Here is a 24,801-nt window from a genome sequence, read left to right as displayed (position 1 = left end):
CTATTCCTTCCTCCGTCTCAATCTTTATATTCTTGATTCCAAATCGCTTGTTGGATTTTTTCGAAATCCTTACTATAATAATATTGATTTATGTAAGGGTTTACTTCTTTTATTTTGACGTATTATATCAATATTTTGATGTTTTCTATATAAATCAGTTTGCCGAAAGGAATCATTGAAATGCAAAGGGAAATGTTACGAGAAAACCGCATTCACGGCAATCCCATGTATCCGGTCAGCGTATATCCGAGCGTAGAGCAATTGAACGGAAATAGTATATTGGAGTCCCATTGGCATGAGGAAATGGAGTTTATCGTAGTGGAACAAGGGACCGCTGTATTTCAGACGGATATGGTCTATACGGAGGTTAGCGAAGGTGAAGCCCTTTTTGTAAACAGTGGCGAGCTTCACGCCGGTTATTTACAAAAAAGTCCTCGCTGTGTATTTTCTGCGGTGGTGTTTCACCCCGACATACTGCACAGCCGCACGCAGGATACGGTGCAGACGCAGTTTATTGACCCATTTATCAGTAAAAAGCTTGTCCCTCCCCCCCACATTCGCGGCGTGCAGCTCTGGGAGCAAGAGGTGCTGGCTGCATTGCGATACATTATCACCAGCCATGAAAAGAATGCGCCTGCCCGTGAACTGGCGACCAAGGCACAGCTCTATAGCATGATCGCCTGCCTGTACCCACACATGACTCCCGCTAACGGAGAGGATGTGATTATGGCGGGTCAGCGCAACAAAGTTGAACGGATCAAAAAAGCGTTGGCGTATATCAACAGTCATGCTCATGAGCCTATACGTTTACGGGAAATCGCAGATGAGATTGGAATGAGCGAGGGACATTTCTGCCGTTTTTTTAAGCAGATGGTTCAGAAAAGCCCGGTAGAATATATCAACTATCATCGGATTCAAAAGGCTTGCAGGTTGTTGGAGCAAAGTGATCGAAAAGTGGTTGATATTGCGCTGGATGTTGGATTTGACAATCTAAGCTACTTTATTGCGACCTTTAAAAAATGGAAAGGCCTGACCCCTTCGCAGTACCGTAAGCAGCACGAAGCAGATCAGGCGCTTGCTGTCCCTTATATAACAGACTGATATGCATAGGATAAATTATTTGTTTTTTTTGGGCTTCATAAGTACTAAAATTATTTTTCTTCCTCTTAATTTAGTAAATATATAGCCAGCTACACCTCCTAAAACAGAGGGAATTAACCACCCTAACCCTACATTATATAATGGGAGAAAATGGGTGAAAAAATCATTAATTACATTAATTTTTATTCCAGCAGCATTCAAGCCATCAAATAAACTATTGATAAAGGTTAATATCAAACTGCCTTGATATACTTCTGACTTTCCTTTAAATACGGGATGTAAAAAAGTTAAAAATATTAGAGAAATAGCAATAGGATATATTGCCATTAATACTGGCGTTGAAACCTTAATGAGCTGTGTTAAACCTATGTTGGCTACAAGGATACTAAATATAGATAACATGAGAGCGACTCTTTTGTAAGAGACTTTTGGAAATAATCCATGAAAAAAGGAAGAGCAGGAAGTGATAAGCCCCACACTTGTCGTTAAACACGCTACTGTAATCATTAAGCCTAATAGAATAGATCCATAAGATCCAAAATAATAGGAGGAAACCTTAGCTAACACCTCAGCACCATTTCCTAAAATGCCCAGTTTTTCAACACTAGAAGCTCCCATGTATGAAAGAGACGTATAGATAAAAGCTAAGAGTATAACCGCAATTGCTATCGCTTTGCCACAAATGATCATCAGCTCTTTTTTTGTATTAACCCCTCTATCCTTAATCGCATTCACAATGATAATTCCAAAAATAAAGGCTACAAGAGCGTCCAATGTTAAATAACCCTCTTGAAAGCCTTTAAAAAAGACATTGGATGTATAACCCTCCGCAGGTTCTTGGAATTTTCCTATTGGGTGAATAATAGCTACAATCACAAGTAATCCAATGAATGTCAATTTAATGGGTGTTAGGAACTTTCCGATGACATCAATAATTTTTGTAGGATTAAGTGACAACAAACATGCAACTGCAAAAAAAAGGATAGTAAATACAAAAAGTGCGACAGGATGATCTGCATTGTCTGAAAAAAAAGGCTTTACTCCAATTTCAAATGACACACTACCGGTTCTAGGAATTGCATACAAAGGCCCGATGGCTAGATAAAGGATTGTTGTAAAGACAAGACCGAATACAGGATGTACACGACTCGCTAAAGTTTGCAAATTGCTTTTGCCCGAAAAAACAAAGGCTGTGACGGCTAGTAATGGTAAGCCGACACCGGTAACCAAGAAACCCGCATTGGCTATCCATACATTCTTTCCGGCCATTTGCCCAAGCATAGGTGGAAAGATTAGATTCCCTGCACCAAAAAATAAGGCAAATAGCATTGATCCTATAATGATAATAAAGGACGTAGAAACACTTTTAGACATAATAAATCCTCCAACCACGAACTCACAACATTTTGTTTTTATTCGTTTTCTTTTAATTTTGTATACTGTATGTTAATAGGAACGTAGCCAATTGTTGCATTCAAAGAACGGCATCTGATTGCCTAGAGTATGTTACTCTATATACGATCATCGTTTCAAGTAACTTTGTACTTGCAAAAATGAATCATTTCATCCCCTTGCTTTTGCACTTATGAGGCTACCCTATATTTCTCCTCCTACTTAGTGAGCTTAATGAACTATAAGAGAATTTTACACGTAGGACTTATTTCTTACAAGACATAGATGTAGTTACACACACCCGGTAGGTCTCGTAAAAGTTTTAAATTACTACATAATCTGCGGTTTAATCGAATCATCAACTGATTGTAATAAGCACAGGAAATCTTGGGAAAATGCCCTATGGAAGCAAGCGAATAATCCTTACAATTAATAGTACAACAATGCATATTAACGTTGAATACAATTTGAGCGGCTACAATTGAAGGGGTGCTTAAACATGACGAATTTGGCAAAACGCAACTATTGGTCTCTGAGTATTTTTAACTTCGCTTATCTATTTACATGGTCTGCCGCCATGTCTTTTTTTGTCATTTGGCTGGGACAAAGCCTGGAAATTTCAGAAACCTACACGGGATTTTTATACGCGGCTAATTCAATCGTCGCCTTGATCATGCAGCCTTTGTTCGGTTACTTATCTGACAAGCTGGGCTTGAGAAAACACCTGCTGTACATACTCTTTACAATCCTTTTGCTCGTCGGGCCCTTTTTTATCTATGTATACGGTCCATTGCTTCAAACGCAGTTCGTCATTGGTGCCATTGTTGGTGCGCTATTTATCGGCCTGGTATTTAATGCAGGTAACGGTGTCGTCGATTCGTATATGGACAAAGTTTCGCGTAAATATGGCTTTGAATACGGACGGGTTCGTATGTGGGGTTCACTCGGGTGGGCGGCGGCTACTTTTGTTGCGGGACGGGTCATCAATATCAATGTAAATCTGACCTTCTGGATTGCCTCCGTATCTGCCATTGTTGCCATGATCTGCATCTTCCTGACCAAAGTCGAAATTTCTGGACAGGAGCAGCAGAAAACAGAATCGTTGAAGCTCATTGATGTGCTGCATCTCGTACGTACCACAAAGTTCTGGTTTCTTATGCTATTCATGGTTGGCGTGACCCAAATTTATGAGGTATATGACCAACAGTTTGCCACATACTTCGTATCGCAGTTCAGTTCCAAAGCGGAAGGAAATCAATTCCTTGGCGATTTGAGCGCTGTGCAGGTTTTTCTGGAATTTGTGTTCCTTTTCGTTACCCCTTGGTTTGTGAACAAAACGACCGCCAAATGGGCATTAATTATTGCCGGGTCGATTATGTCTTTGCGTATTATCGGCTCTTCGCTGCCATTCGGTTCTATATGGGTGGCTGCGATGAAGATGATTCACTCCCTGGAGAAACCACTTATTCTGGTAGCCATCTTCAAGTACATTACCGTTAACTTTGACCAGCGCTTGTCCTCCACCATGTACCTGCTGTATTTGTTTATGGGCTCCCTGGTGGTTTCCATTTTCTCACCCATTGTCGGGCATATGTATGAAGTATTAAATTTCCCGATTACTTATGTAATTCTGGGTTCCATTGCAGGTCTATTCACCATCCTATCCTGTTTTACACTGACAGCAGACAAGAAGAATGGAGAGCGGTATCTGGAAGAACGCCGTAAACAGGATCTGAAAAGAGCAACCAAAAAAGCTGAAGCAGTTCATTCGTAATCTAATGGTTTAAGCTTAACAAAACAGCGGCAGTCTAGGACTTTTTTCTCGTCCAAGGCTGCCGCTCTTAACTCCAGTTGATTTGAAGCTTATTTTAAATCTTGAATACCGACACCGTCTGATTCATCTCTTCCGCCCTCTTGGCAAGCATGTTAGCACCCGCAGACACTTCCTGCATGGATGCAGTAGTTTCCTCGACTACGCTTGCGACTGTTTGAGTAGAATCTGCTGCACGTTCGGAGATTTCAGCAATTTTCTTCATCGATTCCACCATAGAAACGGTCCCTTCATTTACGGATCTTGCTTCTACAGCCGCAGTGTCCACCTCACCGCTCACTTCTTCAACGGCACCTACAATCTCAGAAAAAACGTTACCTACGCCTTCGACAAGCATCATGCCTTCATTTAGAGATTGAACACCTTCATTCATTGAAATCACAACTTCATCTGTTCTTAAGGCAATTTCGTTAACCAGAGAAGAGATCTTGCCTGTTGCTTCACTTGCTTGTGCCGACAGATTGCGTACTTCAAAAGCAACAACCGCAAACCCTTTTCCCTGCTCTCCCGCCCTCGCAGCTTCTATACTCGCATTTAGTGAAAGCAAATTGGTTCGAGCTGCTATATCACGGATCATAGCTGTGATCTGTCTGATCTCCGCAGACTTTTCTCCTAGAATATTTACTACTTCAGCGGATTGAGTTACCTTGGTATGCACATCTCTTATTTGAGAAACAGTCGAAGACATTTGGGTTTTTCCGTTGTTTGCTTTTTCTTGTGCTTGGGTTGTGAGATTTGCCACATTCACAAAGCGATTGGTTATGTTCTCTACACTTTTAGAAACGTCTACCGTGTAATTCAGCGTTTCAGCTATGTCTACAAGCTGTGTCTGAGATCCCTCCGCAACCTGAGTGGCACTTATAGCTATCTGCTCGGTAGCAATGCTTGTCTGTTCCGCACTAGCCGTTAACTGTTCAGCCGTAGAGGCAACCAGTAAGGAATTATCCACAACTTCCTTTAAAAGATTGCGAAGTGAATCGCACATTTCATTAAAATCGGATGCCAGCTCCCCGACCTCATCTTTGGATCGGATACTAAGGGGTTCCACTTGCAGGTCCCCTCTCGTTACCAGCTTTATCTGTTCCGCTATCTTTAATATGGGCTTAGTGAACGATTGAGCCAGTAAAAAAGAACCGATAATTCCAAGGATCGTACATATGATAGTCAGAGAAATCATCAAAAGTCTACCTGAATGGTAAGATTGACTCGATTGATTAGCGGCATCAGTAGCGTACTGCTCATTAAGCAGCTTCAGTTTATTCACATCGTCCAAGGCTGCCTTATAAATAGAAGAATTCCCATGGATGATCATGTAGGCCATCACCTTGTCGTTTTCTTCCATGGCCGCGGAAACCACCTTTAGATGGCGGAGATACATTGCCCACTGACCATAAAAGTCGGTGAATAGTTCTTTTTCCTCTGCCGTGGAGGCTAAACTTTGATATTTATTTACACTCTTATCCATTGACGCTGTAGCTTTGGTTAGTTCTTCTTGATAAGTGCTGCGGACGGCTGCATCCTCTTCGAGTATCATTCGAACGGTGAGCCTATCGATTTCTGTAATCTGCTTATCCATACCTTGAAGAAGAATGACTGCAGGTAAAGACCTGTTATTTACCTTATCAGAAGCCTCCCCCATTTCCGACATCTTAATAACGCCTATAACACTTGAAAGGGACAGCACGATCACCAGTATGAGCGCTGCACTAATTATCTTTTTCTTTAACGTTAATTTAAACACCCTTATCTTCCTCCCGTGACTGGTCTCGTATCATCACTGCTGAGCTTTCCAATATATACGTATTTGGCGCAACAGCTCTGCCTTATCTATCTTTCCACTGATGTAGCTTTGGATAGATGCTCCTGTGATGCCCCCATGATCAGGTGGAAGGGTTGCCATGAACGGCAGCGTCTTTCCGCTCGACATATATGACTTGATCGATTTACTCAAAGGATCTGAAGGCACCATGTCAATATTCTTGAACGCCGGTATAACATTGGCCTTGTTAACCAAAAGTTCTTGTCCGGATTTTTCATATACCAGCCAGTTCAAAAACTTCTTTGCTTCCTCTTGCTGCTGAGGTGTGGTAGTTGTGGAGTCGATGAATATATACTTTGTCACACCGACAGTGATCTTAGCATTGTTAGGATCATCCGTATTATCGTTTAGCGGAAGAGGCAAGAAACCGTATTCCTCATTTGCCGTATCATTGCTCTTTATTCCATTCCAAGCCCAGTTGCCCATAAACCAAAGCCCTACCTTGCCCTCTCCCAAAGCTTTGGCTCCATCTTCATACGTACTGTCCAAAGGCAAGTGCTTATTAATGTTGTTATCCTTGAGCAGATCTAAAGTTTGTACCCATCCAGACATTACATTGTTCTGGGACATATCAATGGAGTTATTCTGCATACCTTTAACAAACTCCGGAAAGCCCCCAGGTTGAACAGAATAAGACAGAGCTAAAAGATGAGAGCCGAGAGACCAGTCCATTGGTGAAAGCATGTCCGGTGCTACTCCCGACTTCTGAATTTTAGCCATTAATGAATTCAGGCTACTTCTACTTTTTACCGAGGAAACATCAAAAGCCCCCCCTGTTGCTTTGTCCAGTACTTTCTTATTGTAAATTAATCCGTAGCCTTCTACTGCAAATGGAAACCCCAGCACAGCATCATTTTTCTTGACGGTGTCAAGTCCATTTTCTATCGTATCGGCTACCCACTTCTCTTTACTTAAATCAATAGCTTTATCCAAGAATGTCTGCGTGTCGCCTGGATCAAGCATCGACATGGTAGCTGGACTCCCTGAGCCATACATCGACATCAGCTTTTGATATGCAGACGTCCCCTCAGGAGCGGTTATAATCTCTAAAGATACTTCAGGGTGCTCTTGATTGTATTGTTTTGCTACTTCCTCTAACTGGGTTTTTATTTCAGATTTAGAATTCAAAAGTGTAATCTTGGTCGTCTGCTGTGATAATGGTGAAGCTGAACAACCTATAAACATAATTAAACATGCTAGAGAAATCGCAACTTTTAGCTGTTTTCTCATTAACTTCCCCCCCTAAGGATTTGCTTTCATAAAATTTATGAACAATATTCAATGTTATCGACATAATCCTTCGCGAAGGTTAGAAGTTTTTCGTTGGTAAATATCGGAAGTTAAATAATAGTATAAACAGGTTGTTACGTTAAGTTAACAGACAAGATAGCACAACAAATTTTATCCAATCGCGTCTTAATATGGGGAAAAGTTACTTCACAACAAATTTAATCAAAAAAGGGGCAATCATTTATGAACAAAGCATTCTGCTGGGTTTTTCTTGCAATCTTTTTATTTATTTCATCATCCACTACTTATGCAGCAGAAAATCAAATCAAAGTTGACGGTGTGACTGCTACATCCGATGTGAAGCCCGAAATGAAGAACAACCGTTTAATGGTACCTCTACGTGTTGTTAGTGAAAGTTTGGGGGCTAGCGTCGAATGGTCCAATTCCGAGGTTATTCTCGCTAAAAGCGATATGAAAGTGAAATTAGCAATAAATAGAAGTACAGCGGAGAAAAACGGCGAAAAGATACTGCTTGATGTAAAACCATACACGAAAAACAATCGCATATATGTTCCACTTCGTTTTATTGCAGAGACGTTTGGCTGCAATGTCAATTACAGCAACCTTGCAGTGATTGTTGATACTAAACCACTGTTCATAGACGGTGTACAAGTAAAAGCATTGCAATATGAATACCATATGTTTATGGGCGGCGTAGTTCAGCAAATTAATGGAAATGCATTTAATGAAACCATCTATAGTATTTTTGCAAACAACATAGGTGAAAAGGTTGAAGCACCTGCAAACTACTCTTGGAGCTTCACTATTGACACACTTGGGTCTTATTATAAAAATGCACAATATGATTTTTTAGACAAAAAAGGGAAAAGCTTAGTCCGTTTTGATATTTATTCTTTAATTAGTCCTGTTCCATCTGAACTTTCAACAGAATATCCAGAGATTTTAGTTCATGACGTATCGAAAGATGAGTGGTATTTGTTTAATGATACCGCAAGAAAATCCATTAATCAGTTAATGTTTACCGCTGGGAAGAACGGTTTTCTGAAGATTATAAGTAACACAACTGTATAATGTGGTTTTTCTTATTACACTTTTTTCGTCTCCAAAAGATAAAAGGCAAATTCCCAGCTGAACATAAGCAGCACAGGAATTCGCCTTTATTAACCGTATATAAGATGAACTCTTCATTTTACATAGAAAGCGGAATGAAGGTTATTTTTCCATCTGTAACATTTCTGACTCATAGGACTGAAATGCATTTTCCATACCCATCACTACATCTTTAATCTTCATGTATCCTTTGGTATACGGTTCCGAATCGCGAATTTCTTCCCACATATAGTGATATTGCTTCATATCCTCTGTTTCGCATACGACGAAATCGGTGTAGTCCTTTCCAGGCAATGCTTCTGCATCAAAAAACCGAACCTGAACCTGTTCGTTATACTTTTGAATGGTAGCCTGCAAGGTCCCCGCATGTTTTCGACGTTCCTCCCGAGGAAGAGCCAACCAGGAAGGGTAGAATTCCAATAATACAATCATCATATAACGCATATGCCTATCTCCTTTTTTTGGTGAAGCTTGAATGATGTATCGTTATTGTACGCTGCTTGTCTACAAATTCGCATTAACATAGGTTAATGCGGATCACTACGCAGCAAACGACTAAGTGACACAGGGGAGACGCCTATGTAAGAAGCTATATGATATTGGGCAACTCGCTTGTCCAATCCGGGGTATTTTAGGAGAAAAGCGTGATAACGTTCCTTAGCGGAGAGGTACAATAATTCGCGTTCCCGCTCCTCTTTTCGAATGTAAAGTCTCTCTACACTCTTGCGCACGAATCTTTCCCACATATGGCTTGTATCCATAAGCTCCTTCAATACGTGATATGGAATTTCAATGACAACCGAATCTTCCATTGCCTCAATCGAAAAAGTGGAGGCTTCTTCTTGGATCATAGCCCCATAAGAGGTTACGTAATCATCTTCTGGCGAAAAACCGACATTATATTCTCTGCCATCTGCTAATGTATAAAATAAACGGAATAATCCCTCTGAACAAAAATAGGCATGTTTCACAAGCTCACCTGCTTCAATGAGAACCGTTCCCTGCTGAACATGCTTCACACGGGTTTGCTCTACAAACCGGTTCCAATCCTGCTCTATAATCGAGGCATGATGAGCCATTTTTTCTAGTGAACGATAATAGGGATGCATCTGCCCACCTCTTCTTGACTTTTATAAAGGAATCGAAGATAACTTTTATGGCTTCGTATATGAAAAACAGGGGTTATCCCTTAGGTCTGGACAGACCTGCAGGACAACCCCCAGCGACGTGTTCTATCAGACTTCCGCAGCATCCTCTTCCACGAAAAGAGATACCTTGCGGATGCCATCCGCTCCGATGACGACAAGCCCCTGATCCGACAGACGGATTTCAGGGATAACGACCAGTGCGAGCAGTGACAGTGTCATCAGCGCGTTGTTCAGCATGCAGCCGGCTTGCTGAAGCGCGCGGCTGATACTTTCGGACTGCGCTGCCACCTCTGCAAACGGAGCTGGGGACATCAGCCCGGCAATAGGCAGCGGGAAGCGTGTCTCACCCGAGGCGGATACAACCACCACGCCACCACGCAGACCAACAGCCTGCTTCGCCGCCTGGGTCATGAGCTCGTCATCATTACCAATGACGAGCAGGTTGTGACTATCATGCGCGACGGTCATGGCAATCGCAGCCGGCTCAGTGAAGCCGACACCTGTCACAAGTGCGACCGCGTGACTGCCACTGGCATGATGTCGCTCGAAAACGGCGATTTTGCACAAATCCTGCGCAGGATCTGATGCAACTTCACCATCACGCACCGGAACGGTCATCCGCACTTCCTTCGTGTCCACGTGATTTTCCGTAACACGAATCACCCGTACGGGTACGTTCCCCTCCTGTACTGGAGCCGCAATGCGGAAATCTGCTGCACTCAGCTCTCGTCCCAGATGGACCGTGTCCATTACTTCCGCAGGATAAACGAATCCGTCCCAATCGGCGACCATTTGACCGTGCTCGGCCACCAGCTGGCCCGCTGCGATGGTAGCCGTCACATTCACTTCGGCCAATCGGCCATCAAGCAAAATAATGTCGGCAATCGCACCCGGAATGATCGAGCCGATGTCCCGTGCCACGCCGAAGCGCTCTGCCGTATTCAGCGTAGCCATCTGAAACGCGGTTACGGGCTTGACGCCCTGTGCAATGGCATGACGCACAACGAAGTCCATCTGCCCTTCATGGAGCAAGGATTCTGCGCTGCGGTCATCCGTTACCAGCATCATGCGGCGCGTGTCGAGACCCATTTCCGTGCTGGCGCGGATCGTCTCGGCCACATCATGCCATGCGGAACCTTGCCGCATCTTGGCATACATGCCGAGCCGGATACGCTCAGCTACATCCTCGGGCGTGACACACTCGTGGTCGCCCGAAATTCCCGCGGCTGCATAGACCGGCAGTCGCCAATCATCGGAGGCCCATGTAAAATGGCCATCCGCCACCTTGCCCGCGCGCAGCGTGGCCTGAATTTCCCCGATCATCACATCGTCTCCATAGACGACACCAGGGAAATTCATGACTTCGCCCAGCCCGATCATATCCGGGCCCCAGCTTAACGCTTCTGCGACTTCCACCGGGCCGAAGGAGGCACCCGTAGTTTCCAGCTCCGGGCCTGTGGACGGCACGCAGGAAGCCACCTGCATGTAAGCTGCCAGCGGTGTCGTACGGGCTTCGTCCAACATCAGACGAAGCCCTTTTAGACCCAGTACATTAGAAATTTCATGCGGGTCAAAAAAACCACCCGTCACTCCCAGCGGCAGTACAGCCTTAGCAAACTCAGTTACCGTAAGCTGCGTGCTTTCGATGTGACAATGTCCGTCCAGTAACCCCGGTGCCATATAGCGGCCATCCGCTTCAATGATTATGGTGTCTTCACCAATCGCATGACTGACGTCCCTACCGACGTAAGCGATACGAGAACCTTGCACAGCAATAGACATGCCCGGCAGCAACTCGCCCGATACCACATTGACCAGTGTTCCTCCGCGGATCACCAGTGATGCCTTGCGCTCCCCTCTAGCTGTAGCTACTAACTCGGGTACACACTCCGCCAGTGGCGGGCGTTGAAATACACTCTTCATGTCCATTACGTTTGTAACCTCCGTTTATGCTTCTTACCTGTTTTGCTTATTTGCTTATTTGCTTATGTTACTGGAATACGCTCCATAATGCCAGCCAACTCTATATCTATTCAAACATCGCAAAGGTTCCTGTGGCATTTGTCCCCAGCTGATTGCCAATATCCTCTCTACAGAACACGATCACTTTCTTCCACATTGCGGGTATACGTATCCGAATCCCGTAAACTCACGAATGGTGTAATCTCCCCTATGCTATAAATATGCAGCAAATGCATCGCTCGCGTACAGGCGGTGTAGAACAACTTACGCTCACTCTCACGCTGGTATTGTTTCGCTGATCCGTCATAAATCAGGACCGCATCGAATTCCACGCCTTTTGCCAGGTAGGCTGGAATGATATGAATCCCCTTTTCAAAAGCGGGGGTTGTTTTCTTAATTAATTTTGGCTTCACTGACAGCTGTCCTTCCAGCGCTTCGTAGGCTGCCGCGCTTTCGTCAGCATTTTTACAGATCACCGCGATGGACTCATAGCCTTCTGCCAACAATTCAGTGACATTCCCAGCTATCCGTTGATGCAACTTTTCACGTGAACGCACCTCGGTTACCAGAGGCTTCTCACCCTTACGGTTAAACGGTACAATGTGCTCTCCCCCAGCGACCATCCCCCGGGTAAATTCCACAATCTCCTGTGTCGAGCGATAGCTGCGTGTCAGGGAAATCATCTCGGTCTGGTCTGCTCCATACAGGTCATACAATGGTTCTGCATCCTGAAGCACCGAGGCATGGGCATAGATGGCCTGATTAAAATCACCCAGTGCCGTCATTTTAGCCTGTGGAAATAAACGCTTGAAGAACGCCAGTTGGAATGGGGAATAGTCCTGTGCCTCATCAATAAAGACGTGACGGATGTTGCTATTGGAACGGAAGCCCAGCATCAGCTCACGCAAATATAAAAAGGGGGTTACATCCTCATACGCTAACTCCCCAGCCTGAATTCGTTGCAGGGTTTGCCGACTAATTTCACCCCAGCTGACGGGCAGCTCTGCATGATTCGCCAGTTGGCTCAACAGTGTCTCGTTCATAAACAGCTCGCTGTAGAGCCGGGTCGTATCTACGAAGCGAAGCGCCTTAATCCATTTGCGCAGAGGCTTTAAGCGGTCACTGACCACCATACGCGCCAATATTTCTCTTTCACGTGCAAAATCGTCGAAAGTATCGCCCTTATTCTTGGATTTACGGCGCATACGGTTATAGGCACGCTGATAATCCTCCGGCTCCATCAGATCCATCTGTTGATCCACCCATGGGGCGGAGCATTCTTCCTTACCAAAGCGGGCCAGCTCTTTAAGCATCCAATCCCGCAGCAGTTCCAATCGATTCGCCAGTCGCACCGTAGAGTCGAATTCATAAAACTTGCGTGCCATCTGCTCTACTGAAACCACCTCACGTCCCTGAAAGCGGATGGGTTTAAAACGCATGCCCTCCTGCTCCAAATACGCCTTGTAGCCTGTAATCACATGTAAAAACGTCTTAGACGATTTAAAACGGATACCTTCCATCCTGGCTTCATACCCAGGCAGTAACGACGCTGAAAGCACATATTCCAGCTGTTCAAAGGGATCTTCTAACTGAAACTCCCGGCCCAAACGCCGCTCCAAATATTCCTGAAACGTGGCCTGAAGCATATTTTCCTCACCCAATTCAGGCAATACCGTCGAAACATAACTGTTAAACATCGGGTTTGGCGAAAATAACACGACCTGATCCGCTCGCAAGCGATCCCGATACTTATACAGCAAATACGCTACTCTCTGAAGCGCTGCAGAGGTTTTGCCACTTCCTGCCGCTCCCTGAACAATAAGCATACGGCTTCGGTCATCACGGATGATTCGATTCTGCTCCTTTTGAATGGTAGCGACAATACTTTTCATTTGAGCATCCGAGCTGCGGCTCAATACGGCTTGAAGAAGTTCGTCTCCAATCGTCACCCCTGTATCGAACATAAAACGAATTTGTCCATCACGGATCGAGAATTGACGCTTAAGCGTGAGCTCTCCATCCATCTCCCCTGCCGGAGTTTTATAAGAAGCGGGACCCGGCATGTTATCGTAATAAAGATTGGAAATAGGCGCGCGCCAGTCATAGATCAGAAATTCCTCATCTTGATTATCAAGCAGGGAGGCAATCCCCAGATAAACACGTTCCGCAGTCTGCCCTTCCTCAGCAAAATCAATGCGTGCAAAATACGGTGAATCAAGCAACTTTTTCAAACGACCTAACGCCTCTGTGGAATGCTTGTGTCTTCGTTCCCGCTCAGACAAAATCTCAGACTGCTGACGCAAACTGGTGGACGTCTCGCCCACATCATCCGCCTCACTGAAATTGATCGTTACCTCATCCCAGAAGTCTTTACGCATATCGACGACATCTCCGCGCACAGAACCAACCTCTGTCTCTAGCTTCCGAATACGCCCGCTAATTACTGCGGTCACATCTTCTACTCTTCGTTGTTCTTCATTCCATTGCTGTTCAGTAGTCACTGGCATCGCTCCTGTTCCGTTTCCTCCTGCTCCACGCAGGGCTCCCTTGCGTACAAACTATGCTCTATTATGGACCCGGACATACCCGCGGCATCCCCCTGCTCCGGGAAAATTGACTAATCCTTTGAAGCATGCTATAATGTAAAAAGAAGTGTAACTCACAATTTATGCATATGGTTTTACCATAAAACAGAGCATTCTCTATTGTAGCAAGTTCAGTCCCTGTTCGCAACCAGCGGGCTTTTTTTGTGCGTTCTGGCAACCTTCTATTAACCTGTTCTGACATACTTGAATTCATTACATAAAAAAGCGACCGTTCATCTGATTGATGAATGCGGTCGCTTTTCTTTTAGAAAATTCGCCTATCTGCTCTCTTCCACAGGATGAATATGATCGGCCAATCTGCTCAACCTCTCCAGCTGATGACCGTAGTCGTACATGGCCGCAGCCACAATAGAAAGCCGCAGCATTCCTTCCTGACAATGGTCAAAACGTGTAATCGCATGCTTCATAAATTCGCCGTTCGCCTGCTGGAACAATTCACTTTCGTCCTCGTTCGGTTTTAGCTTATTTTCGAATTTCAGTAGAGCGTGCTCGTGAAAACGAATCAGCAACTCCAGGTGACTGTCAAAAAAAGCATCCGTTCCCTTTGGCCGTAAAGACTGGAAGTAGTGCCTTTCCACCGCATCCAGTACCTCATATCCTTTGTGTAAACTTCCGAGCATTTGTTTGTATACTACCATTTGTCTCGTTTGACTAAACTTGGAGCGCTTGAGCTTCTTCTGCTCTTCCTCGAACAAATGATATTTGTCCGACAGCGATTTAATGGCTCCCTCTAGATTTCCTTTTTCCTCTTTAAAGACAGACTCCTTAATCTCATCGGAAATGGCAGTACGCAGCAGCAAGGACATGCTGTTAAATACATTTTGAATCTGATTAATAAACTGCCTTTTCGGTTTCGGGGGAAAAACGCTAACATTGATGACAAAAGCAGACACAATCCCAATCAAAGTGAGCGCAAAGCGGGTCACCGCAAATTTCCAGTCCCCTGAGGCTTCCATTACAGAAACAACGGTCACGAGTGTCAATCCAACCGTATCAGCCATATTTATTTTCAGACATATCATAAGTACCAATACACATACGAGTCCGACTGCAATCGGCTCATTCGAAAATACCATTCCGCCCAGCAATGCCATGATTGCACCTAGTGTGCTTGTTTGGAGTTGATCCAGAAAATAACGCCACGACCTATATATCGACGGTTGCATGGCAAAAATAGCGGCTATCGCTGCCCCCACAGGCGAATGGGTGTTCAAAAGCGTGCTCAGAAAAAGGGCGAGCGTCACTGCAATTCCCGTTTTCAACACCCGTGCTCCAAAAGCCAAAGCCATCCCTCCTGCTTACCTTTCAAATTTATTCATACCGAATTACTATAATGAAAATTCAATGTAAAGTCCATGCTTTATTATTACCCAAAACAAGCGAAGATCAGGAATATTTATGAAATGTACAGTTCCTGATAGAATACATATCAACAGTATTAACTTATTTGCAACACGTCACAGGAGGAACTCATCGTGTCATGGACTAGCAAAATGTTAGAAGAGCCCCGAAAGTGGCCGCGTAATATCCGATTGTTTTTTATGGCCAATCTGTTGTACCAGATGGGCACGGGAATGTTTTCTGTACTGTATAACCTGTATATCCAAGGGCTTGGCTTTGATGATGATATGAACGGCCGGGTGGTCAGCATGCAGGCGCTGGCGACGGCGTTGCTGTTCATTCCGGTCGGATTTTTGGGGGATCGGACGAGCCGCAAAAATATGCTGGTCATCGGTGCATTATTCAGCGGCCTGGCCTTTCTCGCCCGTACCTTTACAGATACCAGCGGAAGCATGTTGGTATTTGCCGTAATCTCAGGTGTATTCGCCGCCTTTATTCAGGTGCTGGCCGTGCCTTTTTTAGCAGAAAGCATAAGCAAAGCCCAACGTTTAAAAATATTCAGCTATTACTCAGCTCTTGTACTGGCAGCCCAAGTCCTGGGCAGCTTCGGGGGTGGCGTACTCGCAGATGGGCTGCAGACGTGGGGAATCACACCGCTATCCAGTCTGCGGGTTGCTCTGTTCCTTGGAGGAATGGCAACATTGACTGCTTTTATTCCTCTATTGTTCATCACAAAAACTACGGCAACCGTAGAAGCACCAGCTCCTGCCGAATCTTCATCTCAAACAGAACAAGTACAGACGCCGCACAGTACATCCGATATCCCTGCCTCGGAGACACCTACTGCTGCTTCTGATCGCCGGGTTATTGGACAATTTGTTCTGGCCCAGTTTTTTCTTGGACTGGGTTCAGGTCTGGTCATCCCGTATCTTAATTTGTATTTTACGAACCGCTTCTCCGTATCGCTCAGCGCAATGAGTTTACTGATTGCACTCGGCCAGCTCATGACCATCCTCTCCATGTTGATCGGACCTACCCTCGGCAGCCGAATTGGTCTAGTCAGAGCTGTAGTTGGCTTCCAACTGCTTTCGCTACCGTTCCTTCTCATTACAGGCTTTACAAACGTGCTATGGATCGCTTCCATCAGCTTTCTATTCAGGCAAGCGCTAATGAATGCAGCCAATCCGCTGCAAACCGCCATTCTCGTCGAACGTGTGTCAGATAAAAATCGTGGCATTGCCAACTCCATTCTCCAGACGACCTGGATGCTAGGCACCGCAGGTATGGGACTTGTACAAGCCTATCTGGTTACAACTTATGGCAACTACTGGGGCTATGCCATCACATTTAGCATGACAGGTGTTTTCTATATTTTGTCCTCCCTCGTCTATTACAGGATGTTTCGAGAAAAGCGTCCGTCCGCGAGCCAGCTTTTACAAAACCCGGCAGGCCCGTAAACAAAATCATGACACAATAAAAGCCGGAGCCTCCAAGCGGACTCCCTTGGAACGTCATAGGATAAATGAGAATGGCGGAGGAGGAATGAAGGCATGCTTCGAGTTGCATTATTTACGGACACGTATACGCCTGACGTGAATGGCGCTGCTCTGACCCTGGAACGATGGATTGGCTATCTGGAGACACATGGAGTATCTACGCTCGTCTTCGCACCGGAGGCAGACCATCATCTGCCCTCTGGGCCGGGTGTAGAGCGATTTCGAAGTATTCCCTTTTTGTTGTACCGGGAATGCAGACTTGCGATCCCCAACGCCAAACAGATCAACGAGCGTCTGTCAGCCTTTTCCCCGCATTTGATTCATGTCGCTACTCCGTTTAACCTTGGCCTGTATGGAACAAGCTACGCAGCCAAACACCATATTCCACTCGTTGCCTCATATCACACCCACTTTGATAAATACCTTGAATATTACAAGCTTCGCTGGCTTGAACCTGCGTTATGGAAATACATGCTCTGGTTTCACAGACATTGCGAAAGGGTATATGTCCCCTCTCAATCAACCATGGAATTATTGCGCAATAAAGGAATGGGGCAGCTCGAAATCTGGAGCAGAGGCATTGATACCGACCGATTTCAACCAAAGGTGGACCGTCATACAGTATGGAAGAAATGGGACGTTCATGCAGATGCATTTGTTATTTTGTATGTGGGCAGGCTTGCACCAGAAAAGGGGATAGACACGTTACTAGATTCCTACCTCCAGTTACCTGACGACGTCCGCGCAGCCTCTGTGCTGGTCATTGCAGGAGATGGTCCATTATATAAGGTCAAAACTGCAGCGGATATAGGGGCGCCGGAGCATGCACTCCACTGGCTTGGTTTTGTGAAAGGGCCGGAATTAGCTGAACTCTACGCCGCAGCCGACGTATTTCTCTTCCCTTCCACCACGGAAACCTTCGGCAACGTAGTACTGGAGGCTATGGCGAGCGGTACACCTGTGGTCGGTGCCAATGAAGGCGGGGTAAAAGATAATCTAATCCATGGAAAAACGGGGCTATTGTGTCCTGCTGGGGACGCCTCTGCCTTTGCCAAAGCTGTACACCTGTTGTATGAGGATGCCTCACTTCGCGATGCTATATCCAGAACTGGTAGAGCCTACAGTCTGGAGCAGACATGGGACCGTATTTTTGAACGGCTACTGGACAGCTACATGGACGCAGCGACCCTCCATCTTGATAGCCATCCCATGAGGCGAATGTAACTCTGAGGACTTCATAGCTACAGATGCTAAAGGGTGGTTAGAAAATGCTCCTTCACGCATTCTGTAACCACCCTTCATCAGCTTAACTATTTCCCCGTCTAACTACAATTGCAGATAAAAGAAGAAAAGCCTTTGCTAATATCTTAATTGTTTCAGCAGCTTGTTATGTACCCCACTCAACAAAATCACTGCGGTCAAAGCGCCGATGAACGCAAGAAGCATATCCCATTGGGTGTCCCATACATCCCCCTGTGTGCCCAAAAAGGCTTCTGCTGCTGTTCCCGTTGCCTTGGCTACAGCAAACTCAATCAGCTCGTACACAGCGCTAATCGCCAGACACACACTAACCGTGAGGAAAGTGAGCCAGCTCCCGCTTCCCAATGGCGTTTTACGCAACAACACTTCCCTGACAATGAGTGCAGGTACAAAACCTTGTACAAAGTGCCCAAGTCGATCATAATAATTGCGCTCCAGTCCGAACGTGTCCCGAATCCAGTTGAACAGTGGCATTTCGGCATAGGTATAATGTCCGCCCACAATCAGGATCAATGCGTGCAGCCAGATTAGGGTATATACCAGATTGGTAAACCGAAATCTTCGGTACAGAGCCGCCAGCAGTACAGCTCCCAAAACTGCTGGGAGAACTTCCAGTACCCATGTAAAATAATCCGCCGGGCGAATCAAAGACCAAATGAGGGCAAGCGCCAGCAATACAAGTAAAACAAGCGGGTAGCGATCATTTTTAGACCATGCCGTTGCCTGGTTCATCGTCATTCCTCCTCAGCCCAAAGCTCTAGCCTTCGTTCGTTACGATATGTTTGACACGCCCAACCTGTCCGTCTGTCAGACGCACTTTGATTCCATGCGGATGACGTGGGGAATTAGTCAAAATATCTTTCACCGTTCCTCGCGTCAACTTACCGGTAGGCTGATCCTTTTTAAGTACAATATCTACCTGAAGACCAGCGCGGATGTCGGATCGATTCTGTCCGTTCATTGTAGCTATTCCTCCTTTGTTTTTATATTTATGATGATATTCAGCCACTCAGTTACAACAAAATCACCAACGACGCCATTCGTCCTGGCGGCTGTTCCCCATCCAGACTACGCACATCGTGGATACATAGCTGACGAGCAAAATAACGAATACCATCCCGCTAAACTCCACAAAATGAGTACGTTGCAAGGAGTCTGCCCATATGGAAGATACCTGTGCATACAGTTGAGAAGGCGCAGAAACAATATCCCATGTGTTCCCTCGAAAGAAACGGCCAATATAAATACCCAGGCTGCTCAACAAGAGTACCGCCATCATAAACAGCCAACTAACAAGCCCACCACGTGCACGTTGTACCAACTGTCGTACGGATTCGAGTGATACAAATCCCATTGTCAGGCCAAGTATGGCTACCAGCAGCATCCCCAATACATGATTCCAAAAGTACGGATTTCCCCAGAAACGTTGCTCCCCGAGAAACGGATATCTGGCGAATACATGCAGCAAATCTGTGATCAAATAGGGTGTATTGGGATAAAAGAAAAGCCATGCCGCCCCCGTGACCCAGAGTAAAAAAGTCCTCGTTCCTCGCCTCCACGAGCTATACACTACATCAAGCAGCAGCGTCAACAGCATAGGAATCCAGGCCAGCATCATATTCCACCAAATAAAAAGATAAGGGCGGCCCCCTGAGGGCAGTCGCACGTTAATGATCCACAATGTACTGATTACGGAGCATAAGGCCAGTGTTAAAAAAACATAAAGTTTTACTGGATAATTTAACGATCTTAAACGGGCATACATACGTGTCTTTCCCTCCTTGTAACCGTCCTGCCTTCCTGACGTTCCAATTTACACCTGTTCTGGACAGTGTACACCACAATGGCTTCAAGCTCAATGGAAGCGCTCCACCTCTGCATAAATGAACATAAAAAGACATCTATTCTTTGGGAATCGACCCCATCCCGAAAAATAGATGCTTACTGTGTTTTAGACTTCACTCACAGGTAAAGGCGTAGCTCCGGTAGTTTTAATATTCGGGCAGCATGAATTAGCATAATACCGCTAACGGCATTATAAATTCCGTTGCTGCGCTCTGTCCATTCGCCATCTGTCGTCCGGGATGCACAATTCCCGCTTTTGCTCCGTACTGATGCGCATATTCCACAGATTGCACCAGCAGTTCTATCGCACGTTGTCGCTTGGTCTCATCGTCAAACCCGAGCAGAACGGAATTCGTGCTAATTCGGATCTGGTGTATGAGGAAATGTATTGTACACACTCGATATGCCGATTTTCCCCCGCTCAATCATAGGCTCAATCGTCGTTAGCATTTCCCGGGTAATGTTATAATTCAGCTCCACCCTGCTAAAGTCCAACTGACGGATTTCCTCTACAAGTTCTCGGCCGCCCATATGTTTTTTTATATTCCAACAGTTAGATGCTGAATAGATAAATTTCTTACAAATGATCTGTTATCACTCAGCTCCCAAGCCTTCTTTTGTTATGTATATGAACATTATGAAATCGCTCCACATATCACAAAAATAAATTTATATTATAAAAAAAAGCCTATCCATCATCTACTTAAAGACGGATAAGCTTTTACTGTTGTCTAACCTTGTATCCAATTGACTAATGAATGTACTGCCAATGTACCCGGCGCAGCTGCCACAAATGCCGCTGAACCGTTGTGCAAAGCCAAAAATTCCACTGTTTTTGGAATACCGGGAGCCAGATCCAGATGGTTGTCGCTGAAAATACCTTCCTGCTCTGCCGATAGCCACACGTGTCGGGCAAGTACATCCGAACACAGCATGAATCTGCTAGCCTCGCTTCCCTGAATCTCTGTCACTTCAATTTTTGCCTGCGGTAAATCCATCTCTTTCGTGTCTGCAAAATAAATTTCACTGGAGATCACCTGTTCACCATTCTGCGTCAGACGCGCGACCAGCATATGCTCCGCACGGTTCAGGCCACTCAGCCATTTGTCGATAGGCAGTATATGTACAATTCCTGCACCACCTGCTGGTTGCTTTACCTTAACATTCTCTTCACGAACAGCCTGGCTGCTTCGGATATGCAAAAGCGTCAGCCGTAGCGTACCTGATATCGGCTCTAGTGTATCGTTGACCAGATGTAGTGCCTTATTCCCCTGTTCTGTATCTGTTGCACTCAACAACACATCGGCAAAGCTACGCTTAGCCGTATATTGGAGCGCCTTCCAACGACCAAAATAGTCCATACTCGACCAGGAGGCAACGGGCCAGCAATCATTCATTTGCCAGTATAATGTTCCCATGCAATAAGGCTTGTGACGACGATGCGCCTCTATAGCTGCTTTCATTGCTTCTGCCTGTAAAATTTGGCTCATGGGAAGAAAACCCGTAAAATCCTTTGGTTCTCGCATGTACCGCTCCATATATTCTTTAATCAGACGATTGCCCGCACCGTTCTTCTGATGTGCCAGCATCACCGCAGATTCCAGTTCCAAATCCTTCTCTTCCGCATAAGTACGAACGGACTTGTATTCAGGAAAAGACTGAAAACCATATTCACTCATAAAACGGCCCACATGTACATGATAATTCTCAAACGGCTCAGACGCGTGCCATACACCCCAATAATGAACATCACCTGCAGTTGAAGACCGATGGGCATGCTGATTCCGATCTCTCGTCAGGTCAATTAGCGGGGAGGAGGGCCAATATGCTGTCTGCGCTGACCAGGTGCGTACCGCCTCCGGTAGAATCCGATGAAAGAGCATTTCATAATCATTCCACAGGCGTTCCCGTTGCTCAGGTGTGTAGTTCTTTTTCCAGCCCCAGCCTCCATTCTCTTCATAATGCGCCCACGCAGAATCGATCTCATTGTTGCCGCACCATAAGGAAATACAGGGATGATTACGCAGCCGCTTGATATTGTCCTCGGCTTCCTGTGCCACATTGTCTATAAAATCTTCATCGCCTGGGTACATACTGCAAGCGAACATAAAATCTTGCCACACGAGCAAACCGTATTCATCACAAAGCTCATAAAATACGTCTTGCTCATATATACCGCCACCCCACACTCGCAACATATTCATATTCGAGGCGGCTGCGCTGGCAATTTCATACCGATATCGTTCCATCGTAACTTCAGTGACGAAGCTGTCATTCGGAATATGGTTAGCCCCTTTTGCAAACACCGGAATTCCGTTCAGCTCAAAATAAAAGCTCTCTCCTGCTGCATCCCGTTCCCGTACAAGACGGATGGAACGCAGTCCCGTTTTTACTGATTTTTCCGCGATTACAGCTCCTTGTTCTTGTTCCACTAATTCGGCCACAAACGTATATAGTTGCGGCTCCCCCAGTCCACGGCACCACCACAGCTTCGGCTTCTTCATCTCCAGCTCCAGCTCCACTGTCTGCTTCCCCTTCAGCAGCCGAACTGGCTTGGACCACACTTTGCCGTCAGCAGAAATACGCAACTCGGCATCTCTAATCTCATCTGCATTTTCGATCTCTACCACTGCCATGAGTTTAGCCCCTGCCGAACTCACTTCGTCCTGTCGAATAAACAAGTCTCTCACGATCAGACCGGACCAAGCCTCGATCCGAACCTCTCTCCAGATACCGCTCGTCACCAGCCTCGGTCCCCAATCCCAACCATAGTGGTAAGGAGCTTTACGTGCGAAAACGCTTACCTTTTTATCGGACAAACCACCGATCTCAGACTGATCATTGGGTGCAGGGAGTCCATAACCTAAGCTTTCCAGCTTGGGTACATCTTCAGCAATCGGAGAACGAAAACTGATTTCTAGCCGATTTTCCCCTTGCTGAACCAATGCCTTCACATCCTGTCTCCATACTCGAAACATATTATTGGCTGACAAGACAGATTGATCATTCACTTTTACATCTGCGTATGTGTCCAGACCTTCCAACACCAACTCTACACATTGACATTGAAGCTGATCTGCATTTATCTCAAAATGGGCTTCATATATCCAATCCTGCTTATCAATCCACTGTACCTCCATCTCGTTCATACCCATAAACGGATCAGGAATTTTGCCATGTCGTAAAAGATCGGTATGCACACAACCCGGCACTTTCGCGCTGAGCCACTCATCACTTTGTGCTTCTCTAAACCTCCAGCCATCCAACCCTATCACATTAACCATCGTCACAAGCCTCCCTATAAGCATGATTGGGAACATCTGGATTCGTCAGTAACATAACAAAAATAACATTAAGCTAACAAAGTAGTCAATCGTTTTTTTGGAACAAGTGACAAAATACAAAATAAAAGTCGCCCTCTGCCCCAAACAGGCTAAAAGCGACCTCCTTTGTCTTCACGATGTATGGTGTCACACACGTATCTGGACATTAACTATATGTGATTGTGCTGATGGGACGCTCACGGTCATCATTTTCCCGACTGATCCGGGGTGCATGAACTTCCCGTATGAATAGCTCAGCATGTAGCAACTTTTTCTCGACAGGCGAGTTCGGGTTCGTTATGCGCCACAACAATTGGTCCACTGCACGCATTCCCAGCAATTCCTTATCCACTCTCACCGTGGCATAAATTGGCATTTGTTCATTCGTATCGTCAAACCCGGTCACTCCGCAACGCCTCGGAACGTCAATCCCCTTTTCTTTCAGCACATCCACGACCTGCGCAGCAGTCACATCATTAGCACACACAAAAACCTCAGGCAGTTTGTCCTCAGACAACTTGTCCATTTCCTCAGCAAGCGCCTGCGCTCCTCCGTGAAGAAGGGCTTTATTTTGTCGCAATTCTACTCCGCTCATTTCCAGTGTAGAACGACAAGCTTCCCAGCGTTCGTAGAAACTGTGAGCGTCATCAATATGACCCACAAACTGAAAGCGGGTATAGCCCCTGCACAGCAAATCCTTCATTAATTCACTCATGCATGTGCGATTATCTGTAAACACCGTATCACTTAAAAATGCAGAATCCCAATGATCTACCATGACGACCGGAATACCCATCCGATAAATGTTCAGCAACAACGAAGTTGAAATTGTCCCTACTGTGATAATCCCTTTAATCGCCTCCGGGTTCAGTAGAGAAAACATATCCTCAGTCGAGGGCTCCGTTAACGTGATCATATCCATCCCCTTACGGTTCAGACGCTCGGAAATCCCTTCAAATACAGGTCCCCAGTACCTGGATTCCCTGTTCTGGTGCCGAATATTTGGAAATAACACCAGCACCGTACCCGACCATTCTCTGGCATCTGTGTCCCGAGGCTCTATCCCAGTCATTTTGGGATGACTGCGAAAATAGCCCATCTGGGCAGCAAGCTTAACCAGCAGCGCCCTCGTCTCTTCACTTACACCGGGTTTGCCTGACAGTGCACGCGAAACAGCAAACTTTGAAACACCCGCCGCATCCGCAATTTCCTGTAATGTTACTTTTCCACGCATCTCCTCACCCAACCCTATTCGAAATCTTTTTCTACCTTAGTCTTCTAAATATACAGGTATGCCTATAAACTGGTACCATCGT

General features: G+C 45.6%; 18 protein-coding genes and 1 pseudogene. 5 read left to right on the top strand and 14 right to left on the bottom strand.

Annotated elements, in window-relative coordinates; all coding sequences use genetic code 11:
- Positions 1 to 180 precede the first annotated feature (180 nt).
- On the top strand, positions 181 to 1,101 hold the full coding sequence (locus NSQ57_RS09325; protein ID WP_029516781.1) for an AraC family transcriptional regulator: 921 nt from the start codon (positions 181 to 183) through the stop codon (positions 1,099 to 1,101).
- Positions 1,102 to 1,116: 15 nt separating this feature from the next.
- Here NSQ57_RS09325 and brnQ read toward each other — a convergent pair whose 3' ends face one another.
- A complete protein-coding gene (gene brnQ / locus NSQ57_RS09320; RefSeq protein ID WP_342425940.1) occupies positions 1,117 to 2,475 on the bottom strand; it encodes a branched-chain amino acid transport system II carrier protein in 1,359 nt (452 codons plus the stop codon).
- Positions 2,476 to 2,992: 517 nt separating this feature from the next.
- On the opposite strand from brnQ, the gene NSQ57_RS09315 reads away from it, so the two are divergent.
- Complete coding sequence (locus NSQ57_RS09315; RefSeq protein ID WP_069011367.1) at positions 2,993 to 4,267, top strand: oligosaccharide MFS transporter; 1,275 nt, start codon at positions 2,993 to 2,995, stop codon at positions 4,265 to 4,267.
- A gap of 94 nt (positions 4,268 to 4,361) precedes the next feature.
- On the opposite strand, the gene NSQ57_RS09310 is transcribed toward NSQ57_RS09315, so the two are convergent.
- Both NSQ57_RS09310 and NSQ57_RS09305 read right to left on the bottom strand, forming a co-directional pair.
- A complete protein-coding gene (locus NSQ57_RS09310) occupies positions 4,362 to 6,065 on the bottom strand; it encodes a methyl-accepting chemotaxis protein (protein ID WP_029516778.1) in 1,704 nt (567 codons plus the stop codon).
- A 33-nt stretch (positions 6,066 to 6,098) separates the two neighbouring features.
- A complete protein-coding gene (locus NSQ57_RS09305) occupies positions 6,099 to 7,373 on the bottom strand; it encodes an ABC transporter substrate-binding protein (RefSeq protein WP_029516777.1) in 1,275 nt (424 codons plus the stop codon).
- A 243-nt stretch (positions 7,374 to 7,616) separates the two neighbouring features.
- Here NSQ57_RS09305 and NSQ57_RS09300 point away from each other — a divergent pair, with 243 nt between their 5' ends.
- Positions 7,617 to 8,465 carry a copper amine oxidase N-terminal domain-containing protein gene (locus tag NSQ57_RS09300; protein WP_069011366.1) on the top strand — a complete coding sequence of 283 codons (849 nt, stop codon included), beginning with the start codon at positions 7,617 to 7,619 and terminating at the stop codon, positions 8,463 to 8,465.
- 141 nt (positions 8,466 to 8,606) lie between these two features.
- Here the strand turns inward: NSQ57_RS09300 and NSQ57_RS09295 are convergent, their stop codons facing one another.
- The 5 genes from NSQ57_RS09295 to NSQ57_RS09275 all read right to left on the bottom strand — a co-directional run bounded on the left by NSQ57_RS09295 (position 8,607) and on the right by NSQ57_RS09275 (position 15,509).
- A complete protein-coding gene (locus tag NSQ57_RS09295) occupies positions 8,607 to 8,948 on the bottom strand; it encodes a darcynin family protein (protein WP_029516775.1) in 342 nt (113 codons plus the stop codon).
- 83 nt (positions 8,949 to 9,031) lie between these two features.
- Positions 9,032 to 9,613, bottom strand: a complete 582-nt coding sequence (locus NSQ57_RS09290; RefSeq protein WP_029516774.1) for a Crp/Fnr family transcriptional regulator — start codon at positions 9,611 to 9,613, stop codon at positions 9,032 to 9,034.
- Positions 9,614 to 9,739: 126 nt separating this feature from the next.
- The gene (locus NSQ57_RS09285; RefSeq protein WP_069011364.1) at positions 9,740 to 11,581 is read right to left on the bottom strand and encodes an adenine deaminase C-terminal domain-containing protein; all 1,842 of its coding nucleotides are present in this window, start codon (positions 11,579 to 11,581) and stop codon (positions 9,740 to 9,742) included.
- Between the two features lie 161 nt (positions 11,582 to 11,742).
- The gene (helD, locus tag NSQ57_RS09280) at positions 11,743 to 14,121 is read right to left on the bottom strand and encodes an RNA polymerase recycling motor HelD (protein WP_239645170.1); all 2,379 of its coding nucleotides are present in this window, start codon (positions 14,119 to 14,121) and stop codon (positions 11,743 to 11,745) included.
- 356 nt (positions 14,122 to 14,477) lie between these two features.
- Positions 14,478 to 15,509 (bottom strand): aromatic acid exporter family protein, encoded by a 1,032-nt coding sequence (locus NSQ57_RS09275; protein WP_175405266.1) that lies wholly within the window; start codon positions 15,507 to 15,509, stop codon positions 14,478 to 14,480.
- 204 nt (positions 15,510 to 15,713) lie between these two features.
- Here NSQ57_RS09275 and NSQ57_RS09270 point away from each other — a divergent pair, with 204 nt between their 5' ends.
- A complete protein-coding gene (locus NSQ57_RS09270) occupies positions 15,714 to 17,018 on the top strand; it encodes an MFS transporter (RefSeq protein WP_049816954.1) in 1,305 nt (434 codons plus the stop codon).
- 93 nt (positions 17,019 to 17,111) lie between these two features.
- Positions 17,112 to 18,281, top strand: coding sequence for a glycosyltransferase family 1 protein (locus tag NSQ57_RS09265; protein WP_029516770.1), 1,170 nt, complete (start codon positions 17,112 to 17,114; stop codon positions 18,279 to 18,281).
- A 135-nt stretch (positions 18,282 to 18,416) separates the two neighbouring features.
- On the opposite strand, the gene NSQ57_RS09260 is transcribed toward NSQ57_RS09265, so the two are convergent.
- From NSQ57_RS09260 to NSQ57_RS09235, 6 genes and pseudogenes are all read right to left on the bottom strand, one after another.
- Positions 18,417 to 19,049 (bottom strand): DUF2238 domain-containing protein, encoded by a 633-nt coding sequence (locus tag NSQ57_RS09260; protein WP_029516769.1) that lies wholly within the window; start codon positions 19,047 to 19,049, stop codon positions 18,417 to 18,419.
- 25 nt (positions 19,050 to 19,074) lie between these two features.
- Positions 19,075 to 19,278, bottom strand: a complete 204-nt coding sequence (locus tag NSQ57_RS09255) for a YwbE family protein (RefSeq protein WP_025721733.1) — start codon at positions 19,276 to 19,278, stop codon at positions 19,075 to 19,077.
- Positions 19,279 to 19,341: 63 nt separating this feature from the next.
- Positions 19,342 to 20,082, bottom strand: a complete 741-nt coding sequence (locus NSQ57_RS09250; protein ID WP_029516768.1) for a DUF1361 domain-containing protein — start codon at positions 20,080 to 20,082, stop codon at positions 19,342 to 19,344.
- Between the two features lie 313 nt (positions 20,083 to 20,395).
- Positions 20,396 to 20,693: pseudogene (locus NSQ57_RS09245) on the bottom strand (sugar phosphate isomerase/epimerase); the annotation flags it as partial.
- A 200-nt stretch (positions 20,694 to 20,893) separates the two neighbouring features.
- A complete protein-coding gene (locus NSQ57_RS09240) occupies positions 20,894 to 23,446 on the bottom strand; it encodes a glycoside hydrolase family 2 protein (RefSeq protein WP_342425939.1) in 2,553 nt (850 codons plus the stop codon).
- Positions 23,447 to 23,651: 205 nt separating this feature from the next.
- Complete coding sequence (locus NSQ57_RS09235; RefSeq protein ID WP_039270191.1) at positions 23,652 to 24,719, bottom strand: LacI family DNA-binding transcriptional regulator; 1,068 nt, start codon at positions 24,717 to 24,719, stop codon at positions 23,652 to 23,654.
- Positions 24,720 to 24,801: the final 82 nt, after the last annotated feature.

It is taken from the genome of Paenibacillus sp. FSL L8-0502 (assembly GCF_038593055.1).
Classification (GTDB): domain Bacteria; phylum Bacillota; class Bacilli; order Paenibacillales; family Paenibacillaceae; genus Paenibacillus; species Paenibacillus polymyxa_D.
Note: the sequence above shows the minus strand (reverse complement) of the source record. Positions and strands in the feature narration are given on the sequence as shown.